Below are 25,746 nucleotides of genomic sequence, written 5' to 3'. Positions count from 1 at the left end.
ACTGTCGGACTTACATTAACTGTACCATTGTAAATGCAAGAACAGTCACTTGTTACGACCCTAACACTTTTATTCCCAAATTACTTGTGCGTAATTGACAGCGCATTCTGATACCTTTTATACCCAGTTTGATAATAATTAAATCAACAAAAATAATAGAAGGAAACGCAAATGCAGAAGGCAAAAAATAGTTTGGTGAGTGATGTTGTTCACTCTGATCATCAGACCGTGTATGAGCTGATACACTGGCAATCACAACAGGTGCCTCATCGTATCGCAATAATAGATGGGATAGAGGAGATCAGTTATGAAAAGCTGATGCTTGCAGCTTGGATAATTGCAGCTGAAATTGAAGCACAGAATATTCCCAGAGACTCGCTGATAGCAGTGTGTATGGCAAGAAAGTGGCAACTGATAGCGGCGATGATTGGCATACACAAAGCAGGTTGTGCTTATATACCTCTTGACCCGAACTACCCGACAAGTCGTGTGGAGTACATGCTATCTCATTCAGGTGCTCAGGCTGCGATTGTTGATAGTGATAACACAGCTACATTGTGTGCAAAAGTCAAAACGCGTATTCGTTTAGATACTCTCGACTTATCTCAACAGTGTATAGAACCAGAAATAGATATAAACCACGATGATTTGGCGTATGTGATCTATACCTCTGGTTCAACAGGCAATCCTAAAGGTGTTGCTGTTGAACATCACAGCTTGGTCGCAATGAGTAAAGCGCTTAGTTGTGTATTTGGTCCAACAGAATTGCAAGGTGTGCTGGCTGCTGCGTCAGTGTGTTTTGATACATCAGTGATGGAAACGTTGGGCACATTATCACTGGGTGGAACCGTTATACTGGCTGAAAATGCGCTCGGATTGATGACCTTACCACATGCAAATCGAGTTAAAGCCTGCGTCATGGTGCCCTCATCAATGCATACCATACTCAACTCAGGAGCTTTGCCAAACAATATCGAATGTATTGTTTTTGGGGGTGAAGCACTCAAGCTCTCATTAGTTAATAAAGTGCATGCACTTACTCCTAGACCTCGTGTAGTTAATGCCTATGGCCCGACAGAAGACACTGTATTTTCAACACTTAAAGACGTTGATGTGGGAGCGCAAACCATCACTATCGGAAAGCCTGTCGAAAATTCAATTGCCTATATTCTAGATGACGCCCTCAAGCCTGTGAGTCAGGGCATGGCTGGAGAGCTTTTTTTGGGTGGCGATAAGTTAGCCAGAGGCTATTTAAATGATGATAAACAGACGCTTGAACGATTTGTTGAACTTAACATCGAGCATTTGGCGCCTAAACAAAGGTTATACAGAACAGGTGATTTGTGCCGTTGGACCGACGCCGGAGAAATAGAGTTTTTAGGGCGAATAGATCAACAGGTTAAGATCAGAGGATTTAGGATCGAACTGGGTGAAATTGAGTCGACTTTAGAATCGATACCATTTATACATGCAGCCGCGGTGAGCGCGCTAGAAAGCGATACTGGGCAAAAGTTACTTGTGGCGTATATTGTAGAAAAGCCTGAAGCACTAGATCATGAGGCGTTAAAGTCATTGCTGCTAGCACGATTACCAAAATACATGGTACCACACTTGTTTATGTCCCTAGACTGCTTACCACTTTTACCCAATGAGAAATTAGACCGCAGCAAGCTGCCCAGCTTGGCGCAAGTCAGGGCTGCAAATCTAACCCAACCTTTGGCTAAGAATGAGCGCATTGTGTCAGGCCAAAATGCAGACATGATCGCGCGTATTCAGCAAGTGGTTGCAACGCTTTTAGGTATTAAAGATGGCCTGCTTATCGATGATAATGCAAGCTTTGAAAGCCTTGGCGTAGACTCATTGAATTTGCTGGAGCTTGCAAGCAGGCTAAACAAAGCATTTAGCACATCTTTAACCCCTGCATTGATATTAACGTTTCCAACAACCGCTTTGCTGGCTAGCCACTTATTGGCTGAACAAGCCAACTCTCCCAAAGAAAAAATGCCACATACCAGCGAAACTCTGAGCCAGTTTCAAACGCTATTGCAGTCTAGTCATCCAACATTTGGCTGTGCAAGCGCACAAGCTTGGAGCATAGACGATAAAAGTCTATTTGTTGAGGCAATATTGAGTATGGTAAATCGCTTAGGGATAAATCCATACGGAAAAGTTTTGCGTACAGGGAGCGCGTCCAAAGGTCTCATTGGAGATAGTTATAACGATGAGCAACGCGAATCAATAATTTGGTCTACGAACTTATACTTTGGACTTAACCGTGACCCTCAGGTTATTGAGCATGCGACTGATGCACTGCACAATTACGGCACGGGTATGGGGATCTCAGCCGCCGCTACAGGTATGACGGATCAACACGTTGAATTTGAGAAAGAGTTTGCAAAATTGGTTGGTAAAGACAGTGCCTGCCTTTTTCCGACCGGGTATACGGCAAACCTGGGTGCCATATCTGGTATATTGAGTGCTAATGACATCGTGGTTATCGATCAGCTTTGTCACGCCTCAATTGTTGACGGAGCAAGACTCAGCGGGGCCACGATCCGCACTTTTAAACACAATGATAAAGACGATTTAGCAAATGTATTAGCGCAAGAGCAATCGGCATATCGCACAACGTTAGTAGTATTAGAAAGCGTATATAGTATGGGTGAGGGCACCGCGCCTGTTGCAGATATCGTAAAAACGGCTAAGCAATATGGTGCATTGGTATTAGTAGATGAAGCCCATTCTTTTGGCTTTTATGGCGACAAAGGAGCCGGTGTATGTGCAGAGCAAGGTGTTAGCGATCAAGTTGATTTTATCATGACGACTTTAAGTAAAGCGATGGGGAGCATTGGCGGTGTGATTGCTGCCAGTGAACAGCACGTCAATTTACTAAAGTCGGCATCGAGAGCTTATATTTTCCAAGCATCTATTAGTCCAGCGGATATCGCTGCGGCACTGGCGTCTTTGCGCATCTTGCAAAACAATGATTCAATGCGGGCCCAGCTTTGGGATAGAACGCGTTATATGCGCCAAAAACTATTGCAAGCAGGTTTTGACTTGGGCACTGGGGATGGACCGATAGTTACCCCCCACTTTGGAGACAAAGACAAGTTATATGCGATTGTCCGAAGCTTGTATCAACGCGGAGTGCAAACCTTAGCTGTGACTTACCCAATTGTTGAAAAGGGGCGTGGGCGGTTACGCTTTATATGTTCAGCATCCCATACCTACGAAGACATTGATTATACGGTTAATGCATTAATTGAATCCGAAAAAGAAGTAAACACTCAATTAAGCCAAGCTTCACAACAAAAAATGAGTGGTTTGTGTGATGATCTAGACACCGAATTACCAAGTTTAAAAAGCTGGCGAGAAGGGTTTGTCCGTTACCTCAATGGTTATTTACCCAGTGAAACAAAGCCACAGCCAGATCTGACTATATCTATCTACCTCAAACCGAATAATGCCGCTGTCACTTTGGTCGTTAAAGATGGCCGAGCGTATAGTCAGTGCGAACAGCTGAGTCGCATAGCTGATTGTGAATTGCATATGACCAGTAGCGAAGCTTTAAAAGCCTTATTATCTGGTAATGTACAAGCGTTGCTTGAAGCTATCTGTGATACAGGTTGCATATTAAAAGGGCAAACAGAGGTGCTTGTATGGTTTGTCGCAAGGTTAATTGAGCGAAGTGTCAGCCGAGCTCAAAAAGGCGATCTAGAGGATACATACGTAGATATATAAGTAAACTTGAACTGCCAGTGGGCTTATCAAGCGAGTGAAAATAATTGAGCGCCAAGTGCGCTTGATTACTTTTTAAAAAGTATTCTATTTCAGTGTTTTATAGATCTTGTAGTTGGTTAAAATGGCCATGTTGTGATTGCCGACATGTTTGATACGAACCGCTAATGCAGTGTGCTCGAATCTTGATATGGATTACCACCAGCGGCCATTGCAACGAACAGTGAATAAAAACATATATAGACACGCCATTTATATCGTTCATATTTACCCAATATAGGCACGACTTAACCGCTAACCCTTCTATAAAGACCGTTTAAGAACGTGACTCGCTATAACAATTGCCTTATGCACAATAGTTGGGCATAGTCTGTGAAGGTTACAAAGTTATAATGGATGCACTCACCTTTCAGGATAAAGGCCCACATAACTTAAAATTATGTGTCATTTCTTTGTGTCATTTTATTAATTTAGGATATGTATTAGGGTTCTAATTATGCTTAAGATGCCACACTCTGTACTTTGGGTTTATGCGCTTTCTACAGCCACACTTTCAACCTTTGCCAATGCAAATAGCTGTGAGGGAGAGTTGTTTTCTATTAACTCTGGTCGCGGTGCACCAGGCGTATTATTTAGCTTGCAAGAGCAAGATAAGGCCGCCAAAGCATTGTCTATGGCTGAATTTAGCTCAGCGGCGATGGCTTACGATTCAACGCTTAAACGTATGTACTACACCTCTTCACCAATGCCATTTGAATATAAAGTGGATTTAAGTGAACTTGATGCGCCCGCAGAAGTGCTTGCGCAGATCCCTGTTCAGGGTGACCGATTTAAGTACAATCGCTTAGCGTACTACGATTTTGAAACCAAAACACATCACAGAGTGGACGGTATTACCAAGTCATTGATTGGTATGACATATGATGCGCAAAGCGACCAACTTTTAGCCAATAGCTACAGCAAGCTGTATAGCATTGATAAGTCAAACGGCAATGCAACAACCTTAATGCACTTTGACGGTGTTGAAGGTGAGTATCGCGGTGACCTTGTGATCAAAAATGAAGAACTATATTTGGTCACTTCAAGTGCTGTGTACTTGATTGATCGTAGCGATCCGCAAAACTACAGCATGAGCAAGCTTTCTGACCATAATTTAATTGCTGTAACAGGCGCGACCCTTGCGCAAAATGGCGACATGCTCATTAGCCGTACAGTCATAAATGATCATGGTCATCAAAATCAATCTGAGCTTTATAAGCTCAACCCAAACACGGGTGGTACGTGTTTAGTGGCGACTTTACCACTGCGTATCAACGATTTGGCGACCAATACCGACAGCTCAGTTGCTTGCTATACCCAAGACCCGTGCGCGTTAGACAATAAAATTACTTTGCTTTCTAACACCATTGTGAACGACTTGGATCACACGTGGCGCACCTATGGCCTTGGCAATACAAACTTTTATGCGCCCGCTGTATTCACTTCAGCGCCTACCTTTAATGGTGGCCATGGTGGTGTAAACCGCTTACAAAATGTGTCTCCAACTTCATTCGAAGTGGCATTTAAAGAATGGAATTATCTCGATCAAGTGCACCCTAATAAAGAGTCATTTGATTACATGGCACTGGAACAAGGCCGCTATACAATGGCCGATGGCACCGTATTAGAAGTAGGCAGTTTTGAGTTATCTGGCACTAAAAACTTTGACAGCATTAGCTTTGAACAAGCATTTTCTGCTAACCCCTATGTATTTTTACAAGTGCAAACCTATGAAGGTGGCCACACCATTGCAACGCGTGTAAAAGATATTTCAACAACTGGCTTTAAAGCCGCATTCTTTGAGCAAGATACGCTAAATGAAGGCCATACCACCGAAGTAGTATCTTACATTGCGATTGTCCCAAGCACGGGCTCGACCGGTACACTCGACACCCAAGCAGGCGCAAAAGGCTACAGCTTATTCAGTGCCGATATTGACCATAATGGTGGCCAGATTGGCGAGCACTTTTACGTGTTAGCTGAAGAAACCTCTAAAGATGCAGAAACGGCACATACGCTTGAAACCTTACACGTGCTCGATGTTGCGGGTGTAAGCCTAGTTCAGCAAGTGAGCAGTAATGGTGGCGATAACTTAAGTATTCGCCGTATTCAGCAGTAAATATCTTATCTTAAGCAATAAAAAAAGCCTGTACAGCTATGCACTGTACAGGCTTTTTATTTTCCGCTCATCGTTTGCATTCTTGTGCGTCCTGAAAGGCCTTTGAGATCACAATACTAAACGAGGTACCCTGCCCTATTGGCGATTGTTTTTAATGGCTTACATGATGCAATCAGTACGTGATTTATTTGCGCACTTTAAACTTAACAGGAATTATCGATATCGCTACGGAGCGCGGCAATAAAATAAGCATACGATGGCAAGACTGGCAAATGTTTGCCTGTTTGGTCTGAGCTTATACGCACCTATATGGCTGCTGGAACGATAAAACCCGAGTGGCCCGAAATTTGCTAATTTACTCTGTTCGTTTTATCTGCTTTTGGTTGAGAGGAACAACTTCGCAGTCAAAACACGCTAGACAGAATCTCAAAAGGAGCTGAATTATGCAAATTTCCCATTACGCAGGTGCGGGAGAACCCTATTACAATCGCACTCAGTCTATTAAACATGATCAATCAGTCAAAGAGTCGAGTACGCCATCGGATGAGGCGTCTTTTTCTACTCGTCTTGAAGGCAAAACAAATTTGACTTACCTAATTAAGCCGGAGCACGTCAAAGTAGCCGATAAAGATCAGTTCGCTATGTTAAATCGAGACATGAGTCCGCTGTCTTCCAAACATACAGACTTGGCCGGCTATTATAAACAACATGGTGAACAGCAGGATGTTGTTGGCATGATCAAGGTTGATGGTCAGGTTATGGCCTACTTGCGTGGAGATGGCTCTTACGCAGGTCGCAGTGGGGTACAGGATTTGTTCCGCCAGGCTGGCGGTGATATAGAGAAGTTAAAGTCGTTGGTTGAACAACATTACCCAGGAAGTGGTGAAGTTGAGTTTTTTGAGCAAGGCGAAGGGCCAACAAATGCAGAGGTCTTTGAAATGTTTAATGGTAGCTCTTACCAAGACTACGCTCAAAAGCAGGTCGTCATTCATAAGGAAACTGAGTTCAACGAAATGTTGGCACAAGATCAAGCATATCGAAGAAAGCTGATGTTCGATCAGACACCTCAAACATCAGTATTTCGTGTCGGTGGTCAAGTGGTCGGTAGTATGGATGATCAGGGGTTTGCTGATGTGGGTCAGGCGTTGACAGCCATGGCTGATCAGCGAGGCATTCAACGAGAACAACTCAAATCTCTGTTTACATTAGACTTTGATAGATCACCAGAAGACTTTAAAGCGATGCTCAATGACGTGTTTGGTGATGATGTGCAACTGGAAACCTTCAGCTCACAGCAAGCCCCAAGCCGCGCTGAAGTTCGAAGCATGGGTTTATAGATACCATGAAACGTGGTGCGAGGGCTGCCAAATCAATACGAGCCCATTAGACGTGAAGTCTCGAACGTTGACCCGCTTAAAATCATATAGAAAAGCCAGCCAAGTCTGGTTTTTTATTTTTCGATATCGCCTGCTTGAGCATAGCTGAAGTCTAAATTGATACGAAGCATTAACTTTGGCACTTAAATCAACCACTTTGATCCTATGATTACTTTTGATTACACTCCCCTTTTAATTAACTTTTTAATTACAACACCACTCTCTTCGGATACTATCAGTGCCGGATATTCCCTCCTATTGGATGGCAGGATATTTTATTGAAAGGTTAATTTAATACATACATCAAAAGGAAAGTTGCAAATGATTTTAGCTAGGTTTCTAACTATGCTCTTTGCTGTTTTCACTTGCATTTCATATGCAAGTGAAAGTAGTAGCAATACATTTACGTCCCAAACGCTGGGTAATTTAATTCAACATGGTGACTTTGAAAATGAAAACTTATTTAAGTTTCCATCTAATAGCAGCAACGTCGCCTATTTAACAGATCAATCTCCGATCAACGGAAAGCAAAGTGTAGAAGTTAATTTTACGGACTTTGATACCTATAGTCCTTACTTTCACAGATATGTTTTCCCTGAAAATACTCAACTTTCAAGCTTACACTTCAGTGGCGTAATAAAAATGGTGTCAGGATTTGATACAGAGTCCATTATTGCCGAAGCTCATTTGACTTATCATAGCGATGGGATATACCCATATACTTATGAACGAGTAACACTCTCACCTGGTCATAACTCAAACACATCATTCAAAGTTAATCTCCCATTGGATGAAACCAGAAAGATAAAGCATGTGTATTTAAAGTTTATGCACAATCGAAATCAGCAAAACCTTACCGTATTGCTTGATGATTTGGCGCTTCATGTTATCCCAAAAGGGAATAATAACCTGATCCCGCATGGCGATTTTGAAAGTGAAAACTTATTCAAGTTCCCTTCTAATAGTAATAGCACCGCGGGTATAACAAGACAGTCTCCTATCGTCGGCGAACAAAGCGCAGAAGTGCACTTTACTGACCCTAACGTATATAGCCCTTACCACCACACGTATACTTTCCCAGAAAACACGCAGCTTTCTAGTTTACACTTTAGCGGGCTATTACAAATCACCGCTGGCTTTGACACTGAATCAGTCGTTGCTGAGGCACATGTCACCTATCATAGAGACGGCAAGTACCCTTATACTTATGAGCGAGTAACACTCTCTGGCAATGCAGTCACACCTTTTCATGTGAACTTACCCTTGGATGAAACCAGAAAGATAAAATTGGTGCATTTAAAATTTATGCATTATCAAAACAGCCAAGACATGTCTGTACTTCTTGACGACCTTGCCCTTCACGTCGTTCACACAGAGCGTCCTAATTTAATTCCTCACGGCGATTTCGAGCACGAAAATTTATTTATATTTCCATCAAATAGTAGCGGCGTTGCCCACTTAACAAATCAATCTCCTATTCGTGGAGAGCAAAGTGTCCAAGTCCAATTTACGAATTTTAGTGTATACAGCCCTTTCTACCATACTTATGTATTTCCTGAAAATACCCATTTGAAGAGTTTAAATTTTAGTGGGCTGTTGCAAATGTTGACCGGTTTTGACACTGAATCTGTGATTGCAGAAGCACACGTCACTTATCAACGTGACGGTCAGTATCCCTACACTTATTCGCGAGTAACTTTATCGGGTAACGGTAATTCCGTGACACCGTTTGATGTCCATTTACCATTAGACGAGACCAGAGCGATCAAGCTGGTGAACTTGAAGTTTATTTATAACCAAAATCAGCAAGATACAACCGTTCTACTGGATGATTTAGCTTTGAAAGTAGAAACTAAATAACACATTGATATGCAATATTTTTAGTGTTTCATTATACAGGCAGCCATCGCTGCCTTCTCATCGTAATGTGAATAAAAACTATACTCCAACATACATATAAGACATCAAATAACATCGAATTTATAATAAAAAAAGCATTAACCAACCTTTACACCCCAAATTAGTTAAATACTATTTCCAATAACAATCCTAGGATTATGAATTTAAAAATAGAAACCTTACTAAATTCACATTTAGAAAATTCATTTTTAAAATGAAAGCCCTATTGTCAATAGCTTTTATTTATCATAACTTAAATACTAAATTAACAACGTAAAGAAAATATCTATGAAATTAAATCTAAACAAAAAGAAATTAAAATCTCTTTCTTCTGACAGTAATGCATTTCCTGCAGATCTAACACCTCGAGTCGGTGGTGGCAGAGGTAAAGCGGTAGATTCTGAATATACTTGCTATATAGACTACACAGACGGAGACGCTTGCAACACAGTCACCATTCCAATTTTCACAGAATATAAAGTGTGTTTTGTAACAGAGCAGTAAATAAAAAAATGAGCTCTCTTTAAAATAAAGTGGGCTTTTTCAAAAATAAGGAATTATCAGAGTCCATTGCAGATAGACTGCTTCATATATTTATCTATAAGTTATTATAGAATATAGTTTTACTCAGTGTCAGGGATAATTATTCGTCATGCTATATTGATTTATAATGCCTGATAAGCGTAAGCCACATCATTGATATGGTACGATGTACTTATGCTACCCTATGTCATTTATTCATATGACGATGCGGAACTTCTCATTTCAAGCAACTAGCTAAGGTCACCCGAGAACAGGGCTGACAGCTGATGCCTCGCCTAGTATTTATTTACTAAAGATCCACAAATTCGCGGTTAAATGCTAAAAAATCAGCAAATGAGCGAGTACTGAGGTGTTTAAGATAGTAAGCTCTGTGCTGCGCTATTTCAGATGCTGATTGCGATAGCATCTGCATGACACAATCAGTTCCTGCCTCTAATACTGAGCCTGCCAAAATAGCGTCAATATGTTGTTGTGCCTGAGCTTTCGGTTGCAAAACAGCGGCAATATATAATTGGTTGTACAAGTTCAACGCAGGAGTGAATTCATAAGGACAGGACTCACGATATACGTGGCCAACCGCCAGATCAGGGATCAACGCACATCGTCCTCCAGCCATAAACGCCTTGGCACTCAAAAACTGCTCATCACCTCCCCACTCTAGCAGTCCAACTAGACCGCCAATCTCTTCATAAAAGGTTCTGCAAAAGCAATAGAACGCACCATAAATGCACGGAATAGTCAGATCTGATGTTGGTTCCAGTAACCAATTTATGTGCTGGAAATCCTTCGGCTCTTTAACAGGAATATAAACACCACACCCTAGTGGCGTCGCTTCAACCTTTTCCCAGTCAGTATTAAGATGTAACGACTTACTACAAAATATTGTTCTAGGCTCGCTTTGGATCAGCTGTGCAACCTGCCTGTCCCAGCCCAAATCATAAAACTGCATGTGTGCATCTAGTAATACAATACTGTCGTATGAGGCAATTTTAATACCTAATTCACGGCAAGCAGCTACACCGATCCTGAAAGAGTTACGTATGTATTCAGCTTCAAATGTCTTTGCATGCTTTTCATAATCATAACCATCATCACTGGCATCATTTATCAGTATGATTTCTATGTCGTTCGTAATAGTTGCTTTGATGCTTTCTAGCGTCTTCTTGACATTATCGCCTTCATTCAAAAATGGGATAATCACACTGATACTCACTGGCAAACCTCACAATTAGTAAACTAATTGACTCAATGTACCTGTAGTGGTACGTTAAATCAAGATTTACATAAAGAAAACAAAGGAGTGACAAATGAAACCATATTTAAACAAGAAGAATATTAAAAAGTTATCAAGTGACAACAAAGATATGTTGCAGGCTGTAACACCTCAGGTTGCCGGTGGAATACGTTCATTACCGCCAACAAACCCGATGCAAGACTGCCCTATGACGAAAGACAAAACACGTTGTGTTGAGTGCTTACCTACGGGCCCTGTGACATGTCCTTGCCCTCCAGTAGGCTAAACAGCTTATAATACCTTTGGCTCGAGTCATTTAATTAACGCAGCTCTTAGTTTTCACTTGGTACACACCATGACTGAGCTGCGTTATATTATGAGCTAACAAGCGATTACCACTGATCAGACAAATCAAAAACCCTGTGACTTGTTATGGTATTAATCATACTAGGTGACTTTATATTCCCAGAACATAGGCGCAAATATAGTCACTCCATTTATGTCATCCACATTAGGCCACAACCTGATAAAGGGCCGTTAACGGCTTTAGGTCAGGTGCGCAACCAGCCTGTCCCAGCCAAGATCTTTTGCAATTCATTACAACCCACAATTTAAAAACCAGTTTCTAACATAAAAACAAACAAAAGCTCAATAATCACACATTAGCCATCAAAATAAGTTCTATCTACTCAAAAAATATAAATAATTGACATTTTGCGAACAAACATTACTATTCCCCCATTATTTGCACAAATAAAATTTACAAAACTCAACATTAAAAATCAGCAATTTGGAAAGCTGAAATAAGTGAAAAAATAATGAAACTAAGAAATATACTTTTGGCGCTTTGCGCTACCGGGATGGTCGCATCGTGTGGAGGTGGCAGCAGTTCATCTCAAGACTCACCAACAAGTACACTTGCTAATACGCAGCAAACAAGTACTACAGCCAATTCGAACACTCAGACAGATTCCGCGAATAACAGCCAAACTGGCAATATTGATGACAGTGGAAGCATCTCAGAAGACGCAACATTAGTCGCTCCTAAGGAAGTCGTTTCAGAGCACTTAAAATATTGTATAGAAAGAACGGCCAAAGAATCCGGCTGGAAGACGCTAGAAGACATTGAAGTTTTGAATTGTGACTTTGATAATAAATCAACCATTGTAAATAATATCAGTGGTTTGGATAAGTTACCCAATTTAAAAGAGCTCCAAATAACGGGGGGCTATTGGGACTATGATACCGAGCAACTCACTGATTTATCTCCACTCTCAAATTTGAAAAATCTAGAAGTTCTGCATATTGACTTTGGTAACGATATTCAATCTATTGAACCTTTAAGAGGCATGGAGTCACTTAAAAGTTTACATATCTGGCCAATGCTTTTTGAAGACTTAGACCCTATCTCTACACTCACAAATTTAGAGACACTGAGCATACAAGGCGCGCCCAGCTCAGGTGCAGAAGGCGGTAAAATATACCAAAGAAAAGTAACTGATTTTTCTGCACTAGAGAGTCTTCATAAGCTACAGCACTTGAATTTATCTAGACTAGATTTCGCCTTTGTGGATTACATCGGTAAACTTTCTTTCCTTGAAAATATGCCCAGCCTTAAATCTCTATATTTGACTGGCACACCAATCAGTGATTTTAATGGTATACAACACTTAACCGAGCTGGAAAAGCTCTCACTCACTTCAAGGTTTATAAACGACGACCCTCTGATAAAAGCAGAACTTGAAGCCAGTTACCAACATTTATATTCATTATCTAAATTAAAGTCTTTTCGCTGGGACCGCGTGCAGGAAAGCCCACTCGATGTACTAAAGACATTTAAACAGCTTGAGTATTTAAACTTACAAATTCTCACAATTTCTGAAAATGATAATAGAGCTGAGACTATCGGTTCACTGAGCACCCTGAAAGAGCTGCGCCTTGTATTAGTTAATAACTTTCCGCTTTCAAAGTTACAACAACTTGAAAACTTAGAGAGGCTAAATTTCTCTTCTGGTTCTTTTGACCCAACTCACTTTAACTTCCCAGTTGCTCTTTCTAATTTAAATCATATTGTCCTACAGCGAGTTTCAAGCTCTACAGATACACCATTAACCTATGGAGCATTTGCACCCTTACCTAACTTACAACTAATATCCATCGAAAATTCTGACTTAGAGAACATAGCACTTATTAATCAAGCCGCTAATCTTAATTGGGTTAGTTTATCAATTAATGACTCTGAAGATTTATCCTTCTTTTCAACAATGGATAAAGTAGAAAAACTAGCACTCACTTCAAATGGTGCACTAAACATTGACCCCTTATTGCAAATGAAAAGCTTAACAAACCTATTTTTATACCAACATGATATGTCTGATTTATCTCAGTGCGACAGTATCGCTAAGTTCAAAGAATTAAGACCCAATGTACAACTGAGTATAAATTATCTATGTAGCTCATAAAATTAAGTAATGGCTTTGATTGTGGCTAAGACAGGTTATCGCTACTAAATCACCATTACCTTTTTATTTAAAGCGCAAGTTTATAGCCATATAGATCTGCGCTTTGCTCATCTTTAATCAGAAAATAACCTACACTACTCCCTTAAAAGTGGGTAATTAACCCTATTACTAATTAAATTAACTATACTCAACGTTGGTATTGACGGCAATTTTTGCTAACCCACTACATATTAAGATTTTAAAACGCCTGAAATTCTGATGACAAAAATAAAACGACTCACATTGAATAAACCCCTCCCAAAGAATCATTAAATAAGTTTAATGTTTAAAGCTGGATAATTTAATTTTTGATAATTATTATGAAGTTTAAGTAGACTAAAAATAATAAATATCATGGCCTATCTAATACATTTTTTAAGTATCTCTCTTGTCACACTTGCACTGGCATTTCCAACTGACGTCGAAGGGAGTAGCAGTACTGATCCCATTGAATATTGCAAAGACTGCACTAACGGAGCGATTAAGTTTCATTTTTTATCTGAGGTATTAGAGAACAGCCAAAGGGTCGATGTTTATTTGCCTAAAGATTATGACCTAGGGGCTGATAATATCCGCTATCCAGTGATATATACCCTAGACGGCTGGACACTTTCTGAGTTGGTGGGAGGTGTAGTTAAGCACCTTAGCCAAACTGCTTCAATGCCAGAAGCAATCGTTGTTTCCATTGATCAACACTATGCCAAAGGTATAACACCGCAACTGTACAGCAATCAAAGTGGTTGGTCTGATGATCCAAAGGATAAGGCATTCTGGTCTGATAAAAACGGCGCAGATGATTACCTTAACTTCTTAAAAAACGAACTGATACCACTTATTGACAAGCACTATAGAACCAATTCTTTTAAGGCGTTAATAGGCATGTCACCCACAGCAAGCTTTGCCATGCACAGCTTGATCACCGAGCCCGAATTATTTAACGCGCATTTTCTATTTGCGGCAACAGATGTCATTGGCATGGGATATACACCTGAAAAGACCTTGATAGATAGTTTGGTCGAAACATTAAGTAAAAAGCCTGAACATATGGGCATTTTATACGTTGCATCGTCAATGCGAGAGGCAGACAAACAACCCGCCCAACAAAAAAATGTAGAGACGATAACTAACGCCCTAAAACCATTTAAAAACTTTAAAGTAAAGGCTGAACACATAGAAAACTATGGTCATTACCCTATGGCTGTAACAGGGCTGCTATCCGCGCTTGATTTAGTTTTCCCTCGAGCAAAGTTCGACTCAAGCAGCATACTTAATCACATGCGTGAAAACCCACAGAATGGCACTGTTACAGAGCAATTAATGCAACATTATAAGACCCTTAGTGATTATGTTGGCTTCGAAGTAAAGCCGTATTCCAACCTCACAAGAAACGCCAACAGCCTTCGCTCAGTAACGAGAATGTTGCGAAAAGAAGGTCGCTTTGATGAAGCAATTGAACTAGGACAGCTATGGGTAAAACAACAGCCTAAATCAGCCTATGCGTACTATAAACTCAGCGAAAGCTATCTGGCCGCGGGTTTATATAAGGCCGCAAAAAAGCAAAACTCAAAAGGACTAGATATTGCTAAAGTAAATAAAGACCCTAATATAGCACATTATATAAATCAAAAAGTAAACATTGAGAAGCAGCTTAGAACTCAAGCTCAAGCAGTAAATAGTGATTAGGCTGTATGCTTAAATTGTATTAGGCTCAAGGTTTTCAGCACAATTTTATTTAAATCTAGACAAGTATATAAAAATATATGGCATGAATATTTTATTAATTGAAGACGATACATCAATAGCGCAATATATATCCAAAGGGTTTAAAGAAGCAGGTCACCATGTTGAATGGGTAGATAACGGGAGAACCGGATTTACACTCGCAATAGAGCACCCGTATGATGTGTGCATTGTCGACAGAATGCTGCCAGAACTCGATGGTATTGCGATTATTAAGGGACTTAGAGCAATCAATAACTCAGTTCCGATTATCATTTTATCAGCCCTGTCTGACGTGGATGAGCGGGTAACAGGCCTAACTTCGGGTGCAGACGATTATTTGGTTAAGCCATTTGCGTTCAGCGAGCTAGAAGCCAGAGTAAATATCTTAGCGAGCCGCCATAAAACTTCGCAGACAAACGACACATCTACAATTCAGTTTCAAGACATAACGTTAAACCTCATCTCTCGCGAAGTAAGCGCTAATGACTCAATTATCGAATTAAAAAACAAAGAATTTGGTTTATTAGAAGTTATTATTCGTCAACCTAATAGAGCTTTCTCACGCACCATGTTGATGGAAAAAGTATGGGGCTATAACTTTGATACGAATACCAACATAATTGATGTGCACATAAGCAACCTCAGGAAAAAAATAGAATCGGTAAGCACAAAGTGTGTGATCAAAACATTACGAGGTGTTGGCTACACATTGGAAAAAATTAATCATGAGTAGTTATATCGGCAGACTTGCTTTGATTTATGCCGCTATCTGCGTTGTAACACTCGTGATGCTTTTTCCGATTTATAAAGAAATTGAATCACAGCAGAAAGAGAATATTCGCAGTATGTTGGCCCCCGATTGTCCTTACTGTAAGTTACGCAAACTATATATTAAAGACGGTCCTTTTGCGTTGAAGCAATACCTCGATCAAAGCCCCAAATGGATTAGTGTTAAGTTCTTAACGCTCAATAAGTTAAAATGCTTTTCATCGTCTGTTTGGTTACAACAAGAGGTGAGTAAAGCCGCAGAGCTCATAAGTTCAGACAAGTTATATGTCACATTCAATATTAACCCGTCCGCAGGTAAGAAGCTGACTCTCGTCTATTTAGAGCTCGGTAAATATGTAGTGATAGAAGAAAAGCTTTTTAAGCCAGCAAATAAAGCAACTGAAGTCGCAGATCAAGCAAATAATTACTTAGCACTTAGCCTATTAATAACGCTAATTATCATATGTGCTTTCTTGTTGTCGACACTGTACATAGCACGAAAAATCTATAAAAAAATAAACAATATCAGCCTTATCTCCGAGTCCATTAGCAAAACAGGAGATTTATCCAAAAGGATACCGGTCAATGAGGACAACAACGAGTTTAATCGTCTTGCAAAGCAATTGAATCAGACTTTTGCAACCATTGAAGCAAAAGTCAGCGACATAACTAATATGTCCAACACCCTAGCACATGAGCTAAAAACCCCTTTGACCCAACTCGCACATCAGATAGAAGCGTTAAATATTCCTCATGACGAATATATAACTTTAAAAAGTAGTGCTGATAACGCGACCGAAGTATTTAACTCCATACTGCGGATCTCGCGTTTAGAATCAGGCAATGCACGACTGATAAAAGAGCTATCTAATATAGAAGAAATTATCACGGATTCTGTTGATTTGTTGTCGCCACTGGCCGATTTAAAACAGCAAAACTTGCTGATGAATCTCAAACAGATAAAGGCCTTTGTAGACAAAAACTTAATTTTCCAAGCCGTGCTGAATCTTTTAGATAATGCAATCAAGTATGCACCTGATGAGTCTGATATTACGATTTCAACAATTATCAAAGAGCACACATTGATGATTTCAATCCAAAATGCTTGCGGGCCTATAGAGCAGAAGGAGCTTGATAATTTGACAAGCCGATTTGTAAGAGGCTCAAACGCCAACAATAATGATGGGCTTGGGCTAGGCTTGACGTTGGTAAATGCTATTGTCGCTGCACACCAAGGAGACTTAAAGCTTGAGGCTACAGCTGAAGGGTTTAAAGCTTCATTATTAATTGCTTTTAAAACTGAATAAAAAGCAGCAGTAAATGCTCACTTATCAAGAGCCTTAATTATCCAAATTAAGGCCTCCCCTCCTCATAAAAATCATAAATATATAAATAAATTAATACCACCACCACTATATAAAACACAAATAAATTTATATTTATCTTCGCAACATGTGATCCTCATAAATGCAACTATCGTAACAAGGCCTGCTAATGAAAAAATAATTCATTGGCCATTAAAATCAAACAAGGATATTAAAAATGATAAAAATAAAGAATAGTTTACTAAAAGCACTATCGTTCTCAGGATTAGCTTTACTTGCAACTCCGTCTTTTGCGGCAGTTGATGTATTCGCTGCAAACTCTGCCTGTAATACCCTAGTAGGTACCACAGAAACAGCTGGAAGCGGCGGGATTTCAAATGGTTCAGGCGGACTCAGAGCGACTTCTGATCTAACAATTATCTCTTGCGTATTACCAACTAACACGCCAACCCCCGGCGTCGAAGCATTTATTTTAGATAAAGAAGTAGGCCTTAGCTTTGGTAGCACAAATAGCCAAATACCGAGCTTTAATGGCACTACGGCATGCAGTTTAACGGCCTATGACCTGTTTGGTAATGTAAGGTTTTCAGACACCGACTTTTCAGATCAAACGGGTAAACGTACTTTATACGTGAGATCAACTCGTTCGAACACCAATGGATATTATGGCTTTGCTTGTCGTTTAAGCCGCGGCGATGAATTATATATGTATCAACTTTACCCGAAAGGACTTGAGCCAGGTACATTCTAAGCATTAAAAACTAAGCTTATTGTATATACAGTGTGAGTGTACTCACAGGTGCACTCACTCTTAAGCGAGCTTTGTATGCTGTTCGCTTTAAAAATTTAACCTTAATAATGACCATATAATAAAAACGTTTAAGGTAAGCTCACTATGAAAATAATTGTCAGTATTTTTTTCACGGCAATCATCACAGCTTTTTTCACCATGAGCTATTTAAAAATAGATAGTCAATCAAGCGCATCACACAGTGTTAGAAAAAGTGACCCAGAACATAAATTAGAGTCAGACTTAAACAGTGAGCAAACACTTGCAAACAACATTAATAGCCAAGCTTCGACACGCGGTGATATAGATTCACTAATTGAAACACAAACCGCATTACTCAATACCTTAAAGAATATGAATAACCGACTCACTGAAGTAGAAAACCGGTTAAACCTACTCGAACCTCAAGCTATGCCATCTACTCAGTCATTAGCTCGACCTATTCCGCAGGCACAGCTTCAAGCTGCCATCTCAGATAGCAATGCGCGACAGGACTTTATGCAAGCAGAAAACTCGTTTTACAGCCAAGGCCATGATCCTGCTTGGGATGCGCATATGACCTCAGCTCTTGAAGATGTCGAAACAGTCTTGCGTGGCACGTTTGATGATTCCGTACAGATCAGTGCCCAAGAATGTCGCAGTGATAGTTGTCGAGTCGAGTTTTCATTAGAGCAAGACGACATCAGCCTGCATCCACTGATGCTTGCTGCGCAAGGCAGTAGTAAGATGTTTTTTGATGAGCAAGTGATCAACGGCCAGAAAAAAACCATTGTTATTTACCAGCGCTAAAGCATATATGAATGACACGCCAAAATGTGAGTGCCCAATTACCAAAATGGTATAGGGCAACTTACATCAAGCTAAAAACGGATAAGTAAACAGACAAAAGTGCATGAGGTTAAACACAAAGTGTATATAAATAGGCACTAGAATATTATTGGTTTTTTGATAGCCATAAGCACAACCGACGCCCAACAGCGTCGCGATTAAGGCATATGCAATCCCTGCTGGAAGGTGCACAATACCGAATAAAGCACCTGAGCACGCTATCGTAAGCACTTGCTGATATCTTTGATGTTGAAAAGCCTTGTGCATTTGAGTTTGTATAAACCCTCTAAAAAACGCTTCTTCTGCATAACAAGTGATAAATAAATTAGTGACTACCCAGCCTATTAATATGGGGCTCAGCTTTGGATCCCACTCAACTAAGCCAGACATAACACCACCCGCTAGTCCACATAAAATTACCACGGTTGATACAGCCAAAACCTGATTCATATCTTTGCTATTGCTAGCGCGCATGCTTGGCACCATTAGCGCAATAGCCACCATGAGTTTGTCAAAGTTTAAATGTTTAGAGAACGGCACTGCGTTTTCGCTGACCAAATAAGACTCAATCACTAGTGGGTTATTAAACCCGGGGAATGCATGAACAAAAAATAAGATAGAAACGACAAATATGCCTATGCCGAGCAGCCAGCGAACTCCACTTTGTTTGCAGTATTTAAACCCATAGCTCATTAAAAACAAACTTAGCACGCCAATCACACCATAAGTCTCAACAACGCCAAAACTATAAGCGCACAGAAGCGAAATAAAGGCCAAAACGAGTGCAGTACGTTGCATAGCAAAGGTCACAGCACAAATCGCTAACAAAGCAGGAAGAAAAGATAAGACTATGTTTGCACTCAGGGTTAAGCCAAACAGTTCAAAAAGTGAATTCATCTCAATAACTACTTAAATTTTCACTCATCTAGGAGAAAAAATGCTGTTTTTACAAAGTGGTGCGTGAGAGTGTACGATGGTTCAAGCCAATTGAATAGTAAAATATAGCCCAGTAAAACTGGGCTTAGGTCAATTAGCAAATTTGCGCTGTTGGGCAAAATACAGGGGCAGTATGGCAAGCACCAAAGTCTCGACTATACGCTGATGCACCACCGCCAATTTGGCGTGTTTGCTTATCGTTTAAATTTTTAGTGCTGCTTAATTGTTTTAAGTTTACTTTGTTCAGCTTCATAATAAGTCCTGTTGTTAAATTAGATTGTTTTTATGTAGATATGCAGTAAGTACATCGCTTATCTAAACAAGACTGTGTTCAATTAATGTACACAATGCAAGCTTGAAATGTTTCGATTATGTATCTAACTTTTTAGGTAACTGTTTTATAAGTCATTTATAATATTGAAATTTTATCATATTCGGCAAAATTGACAGCGCTATAAAAATTAGTCTCTTCAAAATAATTCATTGCACTCAGAGCATAAAAACACGCTAGGCAATGCAAAAACAATCGATGCCGCTAAATTCGCAACTATTTCTCTCAACAAAACACTCCGTTATGTATGCCATCAACTAAGCACATAGCAGTATTCTCATCAGCTGCAGATTTACATCTCAAGCTCGAACTGAGTATCGGCAACCACTTTACCATTTATCTGCAATTCAACTTTGTGTAAACCAGGGTAATAAATGCGAGTCGTGATGGGCTTAATTGTATGGCGCTTTTTCAACGAAATTTGGCTTTTAGGCGCTAACTCTAGAGTTTTCCATTTAAACACTTTTGGTGATGTCGAGCCATTGGCTTTTTGATGGTGCACAATATAATCAATCATGAGTGATTGCGTTTTATTATCGCCACTGTCAATGTTTGCCATCAATTCGATGTAAGAACCAAATTTAAGTTTGGGTGCAGAGGTACTCAGTTTTACATTCGATAACTGAGCCGCTGTATAACCAAGCGCCTCTAAAGTACCAACATGACCATTTTTAACCAATGTTCGACAGCCATGCTTTATCAATGCAGTTCGCTCAGGGCTTGCATTTTGCAACCACTCAATGGCCACTTCACACACCCTATCGGGGTGGTCCTTAGCGATGTCATTCAAGTTATTTGCAACAGATCGCCTTACATATTCACTGGGATCATCTTTGAGCAATGACAGCAGCTCAATGACGGGCTCAGGATCATTAACAAACTTTTTTAAGCGTAAGCCCCAAGGAAGTCTTGGGCGACATCCCTCACTTGCAAGCCTTCTTACATCAATATTGTCATCAAGTGCCCATGCCTTCATCACTTCTAAAGTACGCTCTGGCTCTGTTTCCAAAAAGTATCTTATCGCAAATTCTGCTGTGTTTCGTTTTGTCAGTGCTTTTAGTAAATGCATAGAGCGCTTAAAATCTGCCCTGCCCCTTTTAGCCACATAGTCAGCCATAGGCAAAACTGCCCAGCCAGAGATACCATTTTTATCGCTTACCGCAGAGCTCCATTGCCCTTCGATTTGATCTCCCAAAGACAGCTCAATAATACGTGCTGCTTGTTCAAAATCTTGCGGTAAATACATCTCCATAACGTCACAAATTCGGTTACTGCGCTGCTTAAACTCAAGGCTATCAAAGTCAAGACTAATCTCTTTTATAAACGCATCATAAAAGAAGTCAGGATAAATACGTTGAAAGTGGCGTGCCATGGTATGCACTAGATCTAAATTAAAAACGTTTTTGAAAGGTTCTGGCATGATATTTAAACACTCTAAGGCGCATTAGTTCTGTTATTGAGTAAACATACATGCAAAGCAGCACAAAAAAAAGCGTCTTATTTTGCCACTTAAAGTTCAAGCTGAGCGCATATAAACATAGTGGCTGATAGCTCGAGTTCATCGCTAACTCATTTATTAAAATAAAAACTTTAGCTTTACCTACTTTTTAGTGAGTTATTTTAAATCACCAGGAAAATACTTTACTAATACTTTCAACCCTACCCATTAACAATACTATTCAAACCTAAATCATAAATAGGCCTAAAAAAATTGTATTCACTATTTTTGTATTATATAAAACACACAGATCGCATAAGGTATGCGTCTAAAATATGCCAATCTATAAAAACTCGAAGGCATTATTAAATCATCAAAAGGAAATTCCAATGAAATTAAAAATACAAAAAAAAAGTTTAAAAGCACTTTCAAATGATAAAGGGTTAGAAAATGGAGTCACGCCTCAAGTCGCAGGTGCACACTTCACACAAGCCTATGGCTGCCAGCAAACTGTAAGATGTGCAACGAACAATTCAAAGTGTTGTCATGCATCTGATGATGCAAGCTGCAGAATCGGTTGGTCTTGTCTGTGCTAATTGAATAGCGATGTGAGTATGCCAGCTAATGGCATGCTCGCTTTAATCTTGCTAGTGATACCTAAGTCAGCAGTAAATAACTCCGCCCCGCAAACGATATTTTACGCTATCAATCCATTCCCAAAAGATAAAATAGCGTGCATGCATTCCCATAACGATAAGCAATAGAGGAGCAAAGATAACTCTGCTCGAGATCAATACCTACTCATATTTCATACTTGATACCTTGAACACACGGGCTTTTGAGATGTAAACTAAGTGTAAAATACAATGAGACAAAAAGGAGCTTCACATGGGAAAATCCAAACCTGCTAATATGGCAAATGTTGGGCACTGCAATGTTGAAGATGCGTTAGAGCAATTGACTCAACAAAATCATGAAATCATATCTGAAAAGCCGATCACCAGCGGTAAATTCTTTGAAGCCTTGCGCGATATCTATGTTCGATATTGTGATATTGCGTCTCAATTACAGAACGCAGATAAAAAGATAGTCGCTTTTAGTGTTGACTATGAAACTCGCCAAACAAATGGCTTATGGAGCACTCACCCATGTTACAAGGTGCACTTTTCAGATAAAGAGATCTTGCCTTTCTCAACCAAGCACACTGGTATTTTCAGCCAGTAATACACAGACGGCAACACGATGCCTAAATGGGCATCGTGATCAATAACAGTATGCTTTAAAAGCACAATACGACAGAACTACGAAGTAATTAAGCTATGTTACCTAAGCCGCGAACACTCAAAACTTATAGCCAATATTGAAAATCAATGTCGGCTCAGTCGTTTTTTCTTCAATCTCTATACCTGATAAGAAAGTGGATTCGTCCCTATGGTATACACCTAGACCAGTGCCTATTTCAAAACCTGAGTTATGAAACCCCGTCAAATGATAGTTATAAGTTAATGCAACATAATCGGTGTCATCACGAAGAATACCCAATAACCTACCGAAATTAACACCCATAGTATGACGTGAGTTATCAGAAATTTGATATTGTGCGCCAGCAGACGCCCCAAAAAACCAATTGCTACAAAATATTTGCTTTCATCTAAGCGAATAGCCAATTGCTGACCACCTATCCCGCCATATTGCGTACCCACCCCAGTTGAAAGTTCAATTGCAGCAGAGTGCGTAAAAAATGACATGAATAATAACTTAAACAATAATACCGCTTTATACATCTTTACTCATCCAAACTTGCCTATAGCATTTATTATTAATTTAAATAGGCTTGTAAAAGCGCAGAACTTTAAATGGGGGTTGTTAATAATGCAATAAAATAAAATATTATAAACCTTTACGAATTCATTTAGATTCAATTCAAATTTGTCTAACCTTCATTAAGCTGATACTTTAGGATGTGTTTTATTGCTTAATCAGATTTCAAGGATGTCACACTATGAAGGCTCATAGAACAGAGCGATTTTTAAAGCTGTTTTTACCTCTTTTACTAGCTAAATACCTTGCCAGATCTCCAAAACTCCTTATTGGTCTATCACTATTTTTTATTTTACTTATCGTGTTTATTGTCAAAATAGCCACATTTGCAATTTACTCTTTTCTATTTGGTGGGCTCTTATTTATCGGCTGGCAAAGCTGGAATGCAACAAAACGGCTTTTTAGAAAACAAAAAAAGTCATAATCGACTCATATTCGTCACCTCGCGCAGTGGCGAGGTAACTAGGGCTATTACTGTACCAGCTGGTAACTATTACCCAGCTCATCTTGCAGTACATACGCTACACCGTTAACAGCCGTGACGTTCAGTGGTTCAGTCAGTATACGACTTGAATAGTGCCAGCCTTCAGGCAAGTTTAGTCGCTCTCCTAAATTCGTTAAATCATCCATTTGCAATGACGCATCCAAAATGCGGCTGAACGATTGCATTACATAAACTTGCCCAGTGTTATCGGTAATTTCATATACCCGTCTACCTTGATAAAAATGCCAAGTATTACTTCTAGCTACCTTACCAGCAACATATTGCGCTTGCTCACCACCTGCAGCGCTTATATCAGCGGTGGTTAGCAGGCGCATTTTGATGTCGCCAAATTGACGAAATTCAGTATCTGCATCCAGTGTAATTGTGTCACCACCTCGGCTTTCGTCCACCACAAAAAAACGCGGACCATTTGGTATTGCACTCAGCGCATCGTATTGCAGTGCAACTTCATCAAAATCAATGGCATCCCACTGTGCTTGACGGCACATATCAACCCCTGGGGTGCCCCACACTTGCGCAACGACTTTGCCGTTTTGCTGATAAGGCAATAAAATTTCACAGTAGCGCATATTGTAGCTTGGCCCACCTGTGACAAGCGGCTCTTGCACTTTGGTCGATTGCATAAACGCTAAAAAATGCAGCGCCAAGTCTTCCCCCACATCATCCTGAATAAAATGCCCTGCAGGAAAACGGCGATGGTCAGCGCCAGCAGCCCCCGGAACATGGTTAACCCATTTTTGTTGGTTAGATTCGCTCCCAAGCCCCGTATCGTATTCACCAGCGTTAAACATAAATGGATTATGATAAGCGCCTAATGTTTGCCACGCAGGTAACGTTTGCATCTCAATACCTGATAGCATGGACGGAAATGCGCGAATTGCCGCTTTGTATTGCACATTTGGATACGGCGCGTTGTACGCTGTGACTTCAGCATCGCTTAACTCAATTGCTGAGAGCTTTTGAACCACATCACCCGCCAATAACTCAGGTACACTGGCTGCATAATTGATCCACTGCTGAAACCCTTCAACACGATCTCGCGAGCGAGAATCAAAAAACGTACTGGCATCTGCAGTGATTGATTCATCAATCTCAAAGCTGGGCAACTGATAAGGGTTACTGCCTGTTGGGATAATTGGCATATCGCCATTTGCGACCACAATTCTGGCAAAGCGCTCAGACATATTACCCGCTATTCTCAGCCCGATAAGGCTGCCCCAGTCTTGGACAAACAAATTGATATCTGTGAGCTGTAACTGATCTATAAATGCCTTAGTCCAAGTCACATGATGCTCATATCGATGTACTGCCGTATTTAATGGTTTGTCCGACTTACCCATCCCCATATTATCTAAAGCAATCACTCGATAACCTGCATCCGCTAAGATAGGGATCATTTTACGATATAGATATGACCAACTCGGCTGACCATGAAGCATCAGTACAACTTCCCCATCTTTTGGCCCCTCGTCAACATAATGTAGTCTCAGTCCTTCTAGCTCTATATAGTTAGCTGAAAAGTCATAGTCGGGTAAGCCATCAAAACAGGTATCTGGTGTTCTAATAAACTCCACGCCTTTGGCTGTAGTCAACGTATTAATCTCTGCCTCTAAACACGCTTCACTTAATGGGCCTGTGACAGGTCTCGTCTCAACGGGTGTTTGAGCGGCGGTTTCTTCAATTGTGATAACTTCATCATCGTTATCACTGCATGCCACTAATAAGCCACTTAACAAGCACACCCCAAATACTTTTTGCAAAGCCGCCGCAGAGTGTTTCAACTTAAACTGTTTTTCTCGAATGCTATAAATCATGTTTGTTTTTCCTTATGCC

General features: G+C 40.2%; 20 protein-coding genes. 14 read left to right on the top strand and 6 right to left on the bottom strand.

Annotated features, from left to right (window positions below; all coding sequences use genetic code 11):
* The first annotated feature begins 171 nt into the window (after positions 1-171).
* From N477_RS12310 to N477_RS12290, 5 genes are all read left to right on the top strand, one after another.
* Positions 172-3,741: an amino acid adenylation domain-containing protein gene (locus N477_RS12310; RefSeq protein ID WP_081216472.1), complete on the top strand. Its 3,570-nt coding sequence runs from the start codon at positions 172-174 to the stop codon at positions 3,739-3,741.
* Between the two features lie 493 nt (positions 3,742-4,234).
* Positions 4,235-5,896, top strand: a complete 1,662-nt coding sequence (locus tag N477_RS12305; RefSeq protein WP_063362105.1) for an H-type lectin domain-containing protein — start codon at positions 4,235-4,237, stop codon at positions 5,894-5,896.
* A gap of 443 nt (positions 5,897-6,339) precedes the next feature.
* Positions 6,340-7,233 carry a hypothetical protein gene (locus tag N477_RS12300; RefSeq protein WP_063362106.1) on the top strand — a complete coding sequence of 298 codons (894 nt, stop codon included), beginning with the start codon at positions 6,340-6,342 and terminating at the stop codon, positions 7,231-7,233.
* Positions 7,234-7,593: 360 nt separating this feature from the next.
* Positions 7,594-9,132 (top strand): hypothetical protein, encoded by a 1,539-nt coding sequence (locus N477_RS12295; protein ID WP_155731879.1) that lies wholly within the window; start codon positions 7,594-7,596, stop codon positions 9,130-9,132.
* A gap of 327 nt (positions 9,133-9,459) precedes the next feature.
* Positions 9,460-9,675, top strand: a complete 216-nt coding sequence (locus N477_RS12290) for a hypothetical protein (RefSeq protein WP_063362108.1) — start codon at positions 9,460-9,462, stop codon at positions 9,673-9,675.
* Between the two features lie 328 nt (positions 9,676-10,003).
* Here the strand turns inward: N477_RS12290 and N477_RS12285 are convergent, their stop codons facing one another.
* Positions 10,004-10,927 (bottom strand): glycosyltransferase family 2 protein, encoded by a 924-nt coding sequence (locus N477_RS12285; protein ID WP_063362109.1) that lies wholly within the window; start codon positions 10,925-10,927, stop codon positions 10,004-10,006.
* Positions 10,928-11,021: 94 nt separating this feature from the next.
* Here N477_RS12285 and N477_RS12280 point away from each other — a divergent pair, with 94 nt between their 5' ends.
* The 7 genes from N477_RS12280 to N477_RS12250 all read left to right on the top strand — a co-directional run bounded on the left by N477_RS12280 (position 11,022) and on the right by N477_RS12250 (position 18,843).
* On the top strand, positions 11,022-11,234 hold the full coding sequence (locus N477_RS12280) for a hypothetical protein (RefSeq protein ID WP_063362110.1): 213 nt from the start codon (positions 11,022-11,024) through the stop codon (positions 11,232-11,234).
* Positions 11,235-11,766: 532 nt separating this feature from the next.
* Positions 11,767-13,410, top strand: a complete 1,644-nt coding sequence (locus N477_RS12275) for a hypothetical protein (RefSeq protein ID WP_063362111.1) — start codon at positions 11,767-11,769, stop codon at positions 13,408-13,410.
* 393 nt (positions 13,411-13,803) lie between these two features.
* Positions 13,804-15,132 carry an alpha/beta hydrolase-fold protein gene (locus tag N477_RS12270; RefSeq protein ID WP_063362112.1) on the top strand — a complete coding sequence of 443 codons (1,329 nt, stop codon included), beginning with the start codon at positions 13,804-13,806 and terminating at the stop codon, positions 15,130-15,132.
* An 82-nt stretch (positions 15,133-15,214) separates the two neighbouring features.
* Complete coding sequence (locus N477_RS12265) at positions 15,215-15,904, top strand: response regulator transcription factor (protein ID WP_063362113.1); 690 nt, start codon at positions 15,215-15,217, stop codon at positions 15,902-15,904.
* Positions 15,897-17,246, top strand: coding sequence for a HAMP domain-containing sensor histidine kinase (locus N477_RS12260; RefSeq protein WP_063362114.1), 1,350 nt, complete (start codon positions 15,897-15,899; stop codon positions 17,244-17,246). Before N477_RS12265 ends, N477_RS12260 begins: the two co-directional genes overlap by 8 nt.
* Before the next feature lie 235 nt (positions 17,247-17,481).
* The gene (locus N477_RS12255) at positions 17,482-18,015 is read left to right on the top strand and encodes a hypothetical protein (RefSeq protein ID WP_063362115.1); all 534 of its coding nucleotides are present in this window, start codon (positions 17,482-17,484) and stop codon (positions 18,013-18,015) included.
* A gap of 144 nt (positions 18,016-18,159) precedes the next feature.
* Positions 18,160-18,843, top strand: coding sequence for a hypothetical protein (locus N477_RS12250; RefSeq protein ID WP_063362116.1), 684 nt, complete (start codon positions 18,160-18,162; stop codon positions 18,841-18,843).
* Between the two features lie 66 nt (positions 18,844-18,909).
* Here the strand turns inward: N477_RS12250 and N477_RS12245 are convergent, their stop codons facing one another.
* The 3 genes from N477_RS12245 to N477_RS12240 form a co-directional block, all read right to left on the bottom strand.
* The gene (locus N477_RS12245; RefSeq protein ID WP_063362117.1) at positions 18,910-19,779 is read right to left on the bottom strand and encodes a CPBP family intramembrane glutamic endopeptidase; all 870 of its coding nucleotides are present in this window, start codon (positions 19,777-19,779) and stop codon (positions 18,910-18,912) included.
* Positions 19,780-19,912: 133 nt separating this feature from the next.
* Positions 19,913-20,071 carry a hypothetical protein gene (locus N477_RS26015; protein WP_155731878.1) on the bottom strand — a complete coding sequence of 53 codons (159 nt, stop codon included), beginning with the start codon at positions 20,069-20,071 and terminating at the stop codon, positions 19,913-19,915.
* Positions 20,072-20,441: 370 nt separating this feature from the next.
* Positions 20,442-21,569, bottom strand: a complete 1,128-nt coding sequence (locus N477_RS12240) for a DNA alkylation repair protein (protein ID WP_063362118.1) — start codon at positions 21,567-21,569, stop codon at positions 20,442-20,444.
* A 407-nt stretch (positions 21,570-21,976) separates the two neighbouring features.
* Here N477_RS12240 and N477_RS12235 point away from each other — a divergent pair, with 407 nt between their 5' ends.
* Complete coding sequence (locus tag N477_RS12235) at positions 21,977-22,183, top strand: hypothetical protein (RefSeq protein WP_063362119.1); 207 nt, start codon at positions 21,977-21,979, stop codon at positions 22,181-22,183.
* 292 nt (positions 22,184-22,475) lie between these two features.
* Entirely contained in the window at positions 22,476-22,811 is a 336-nt protein-coding gene (locus N477_RS12230) for a hypothetical protein (protein WP_063362120.1), read from the top strand.
* 278 nt (positions 22,812-23,089) lie between these two features.
* Here N477_RS12230 and N477_RS12225 read toward each other — a convergent pair whose 3' ends face one another.
* A complete protein-coding gene (locus N477_RS12225; RefSeq protein ID WP_063362121.1) occupies positions 23,090-23,371 on the bottom strand; it encodes a hypothetical protein in 282 nt (93 codons plus the stop codon).
* Between the two features lie 508 nt (positions 23,372-23,879).
* A complete protein-coding gene (locus N477_RS12215) occupies positions 23,880-25,727 on the bottom strand; it encodes a haloalkane dehalogenase (RefSeq protein WP_063362123.1) in 1,848 nt (615 codons plus the stop codon).
* Positions 25,728-25,746 lie beyond the last annotated feature (19 nt).

Source organism: Pseudoalteromonas luteoviolacea H33-S, from assembly GCF_001625695.1.
In the GTDB taxonomy this organism is placed as follows: domain Bacteria; phylum Pseudomonadota; class Gammaproteobacteria; order Enterobacterales; family Alteromonadaceae; genus Pseudoalteromonas; species Pseudoalteromonas luteoviolacea_B.
The sequence above is the reverse complement of the archived record's forward strand: the minus strand, read 5'-3'. Positions and strand labels throughout refer to the sequence as shown.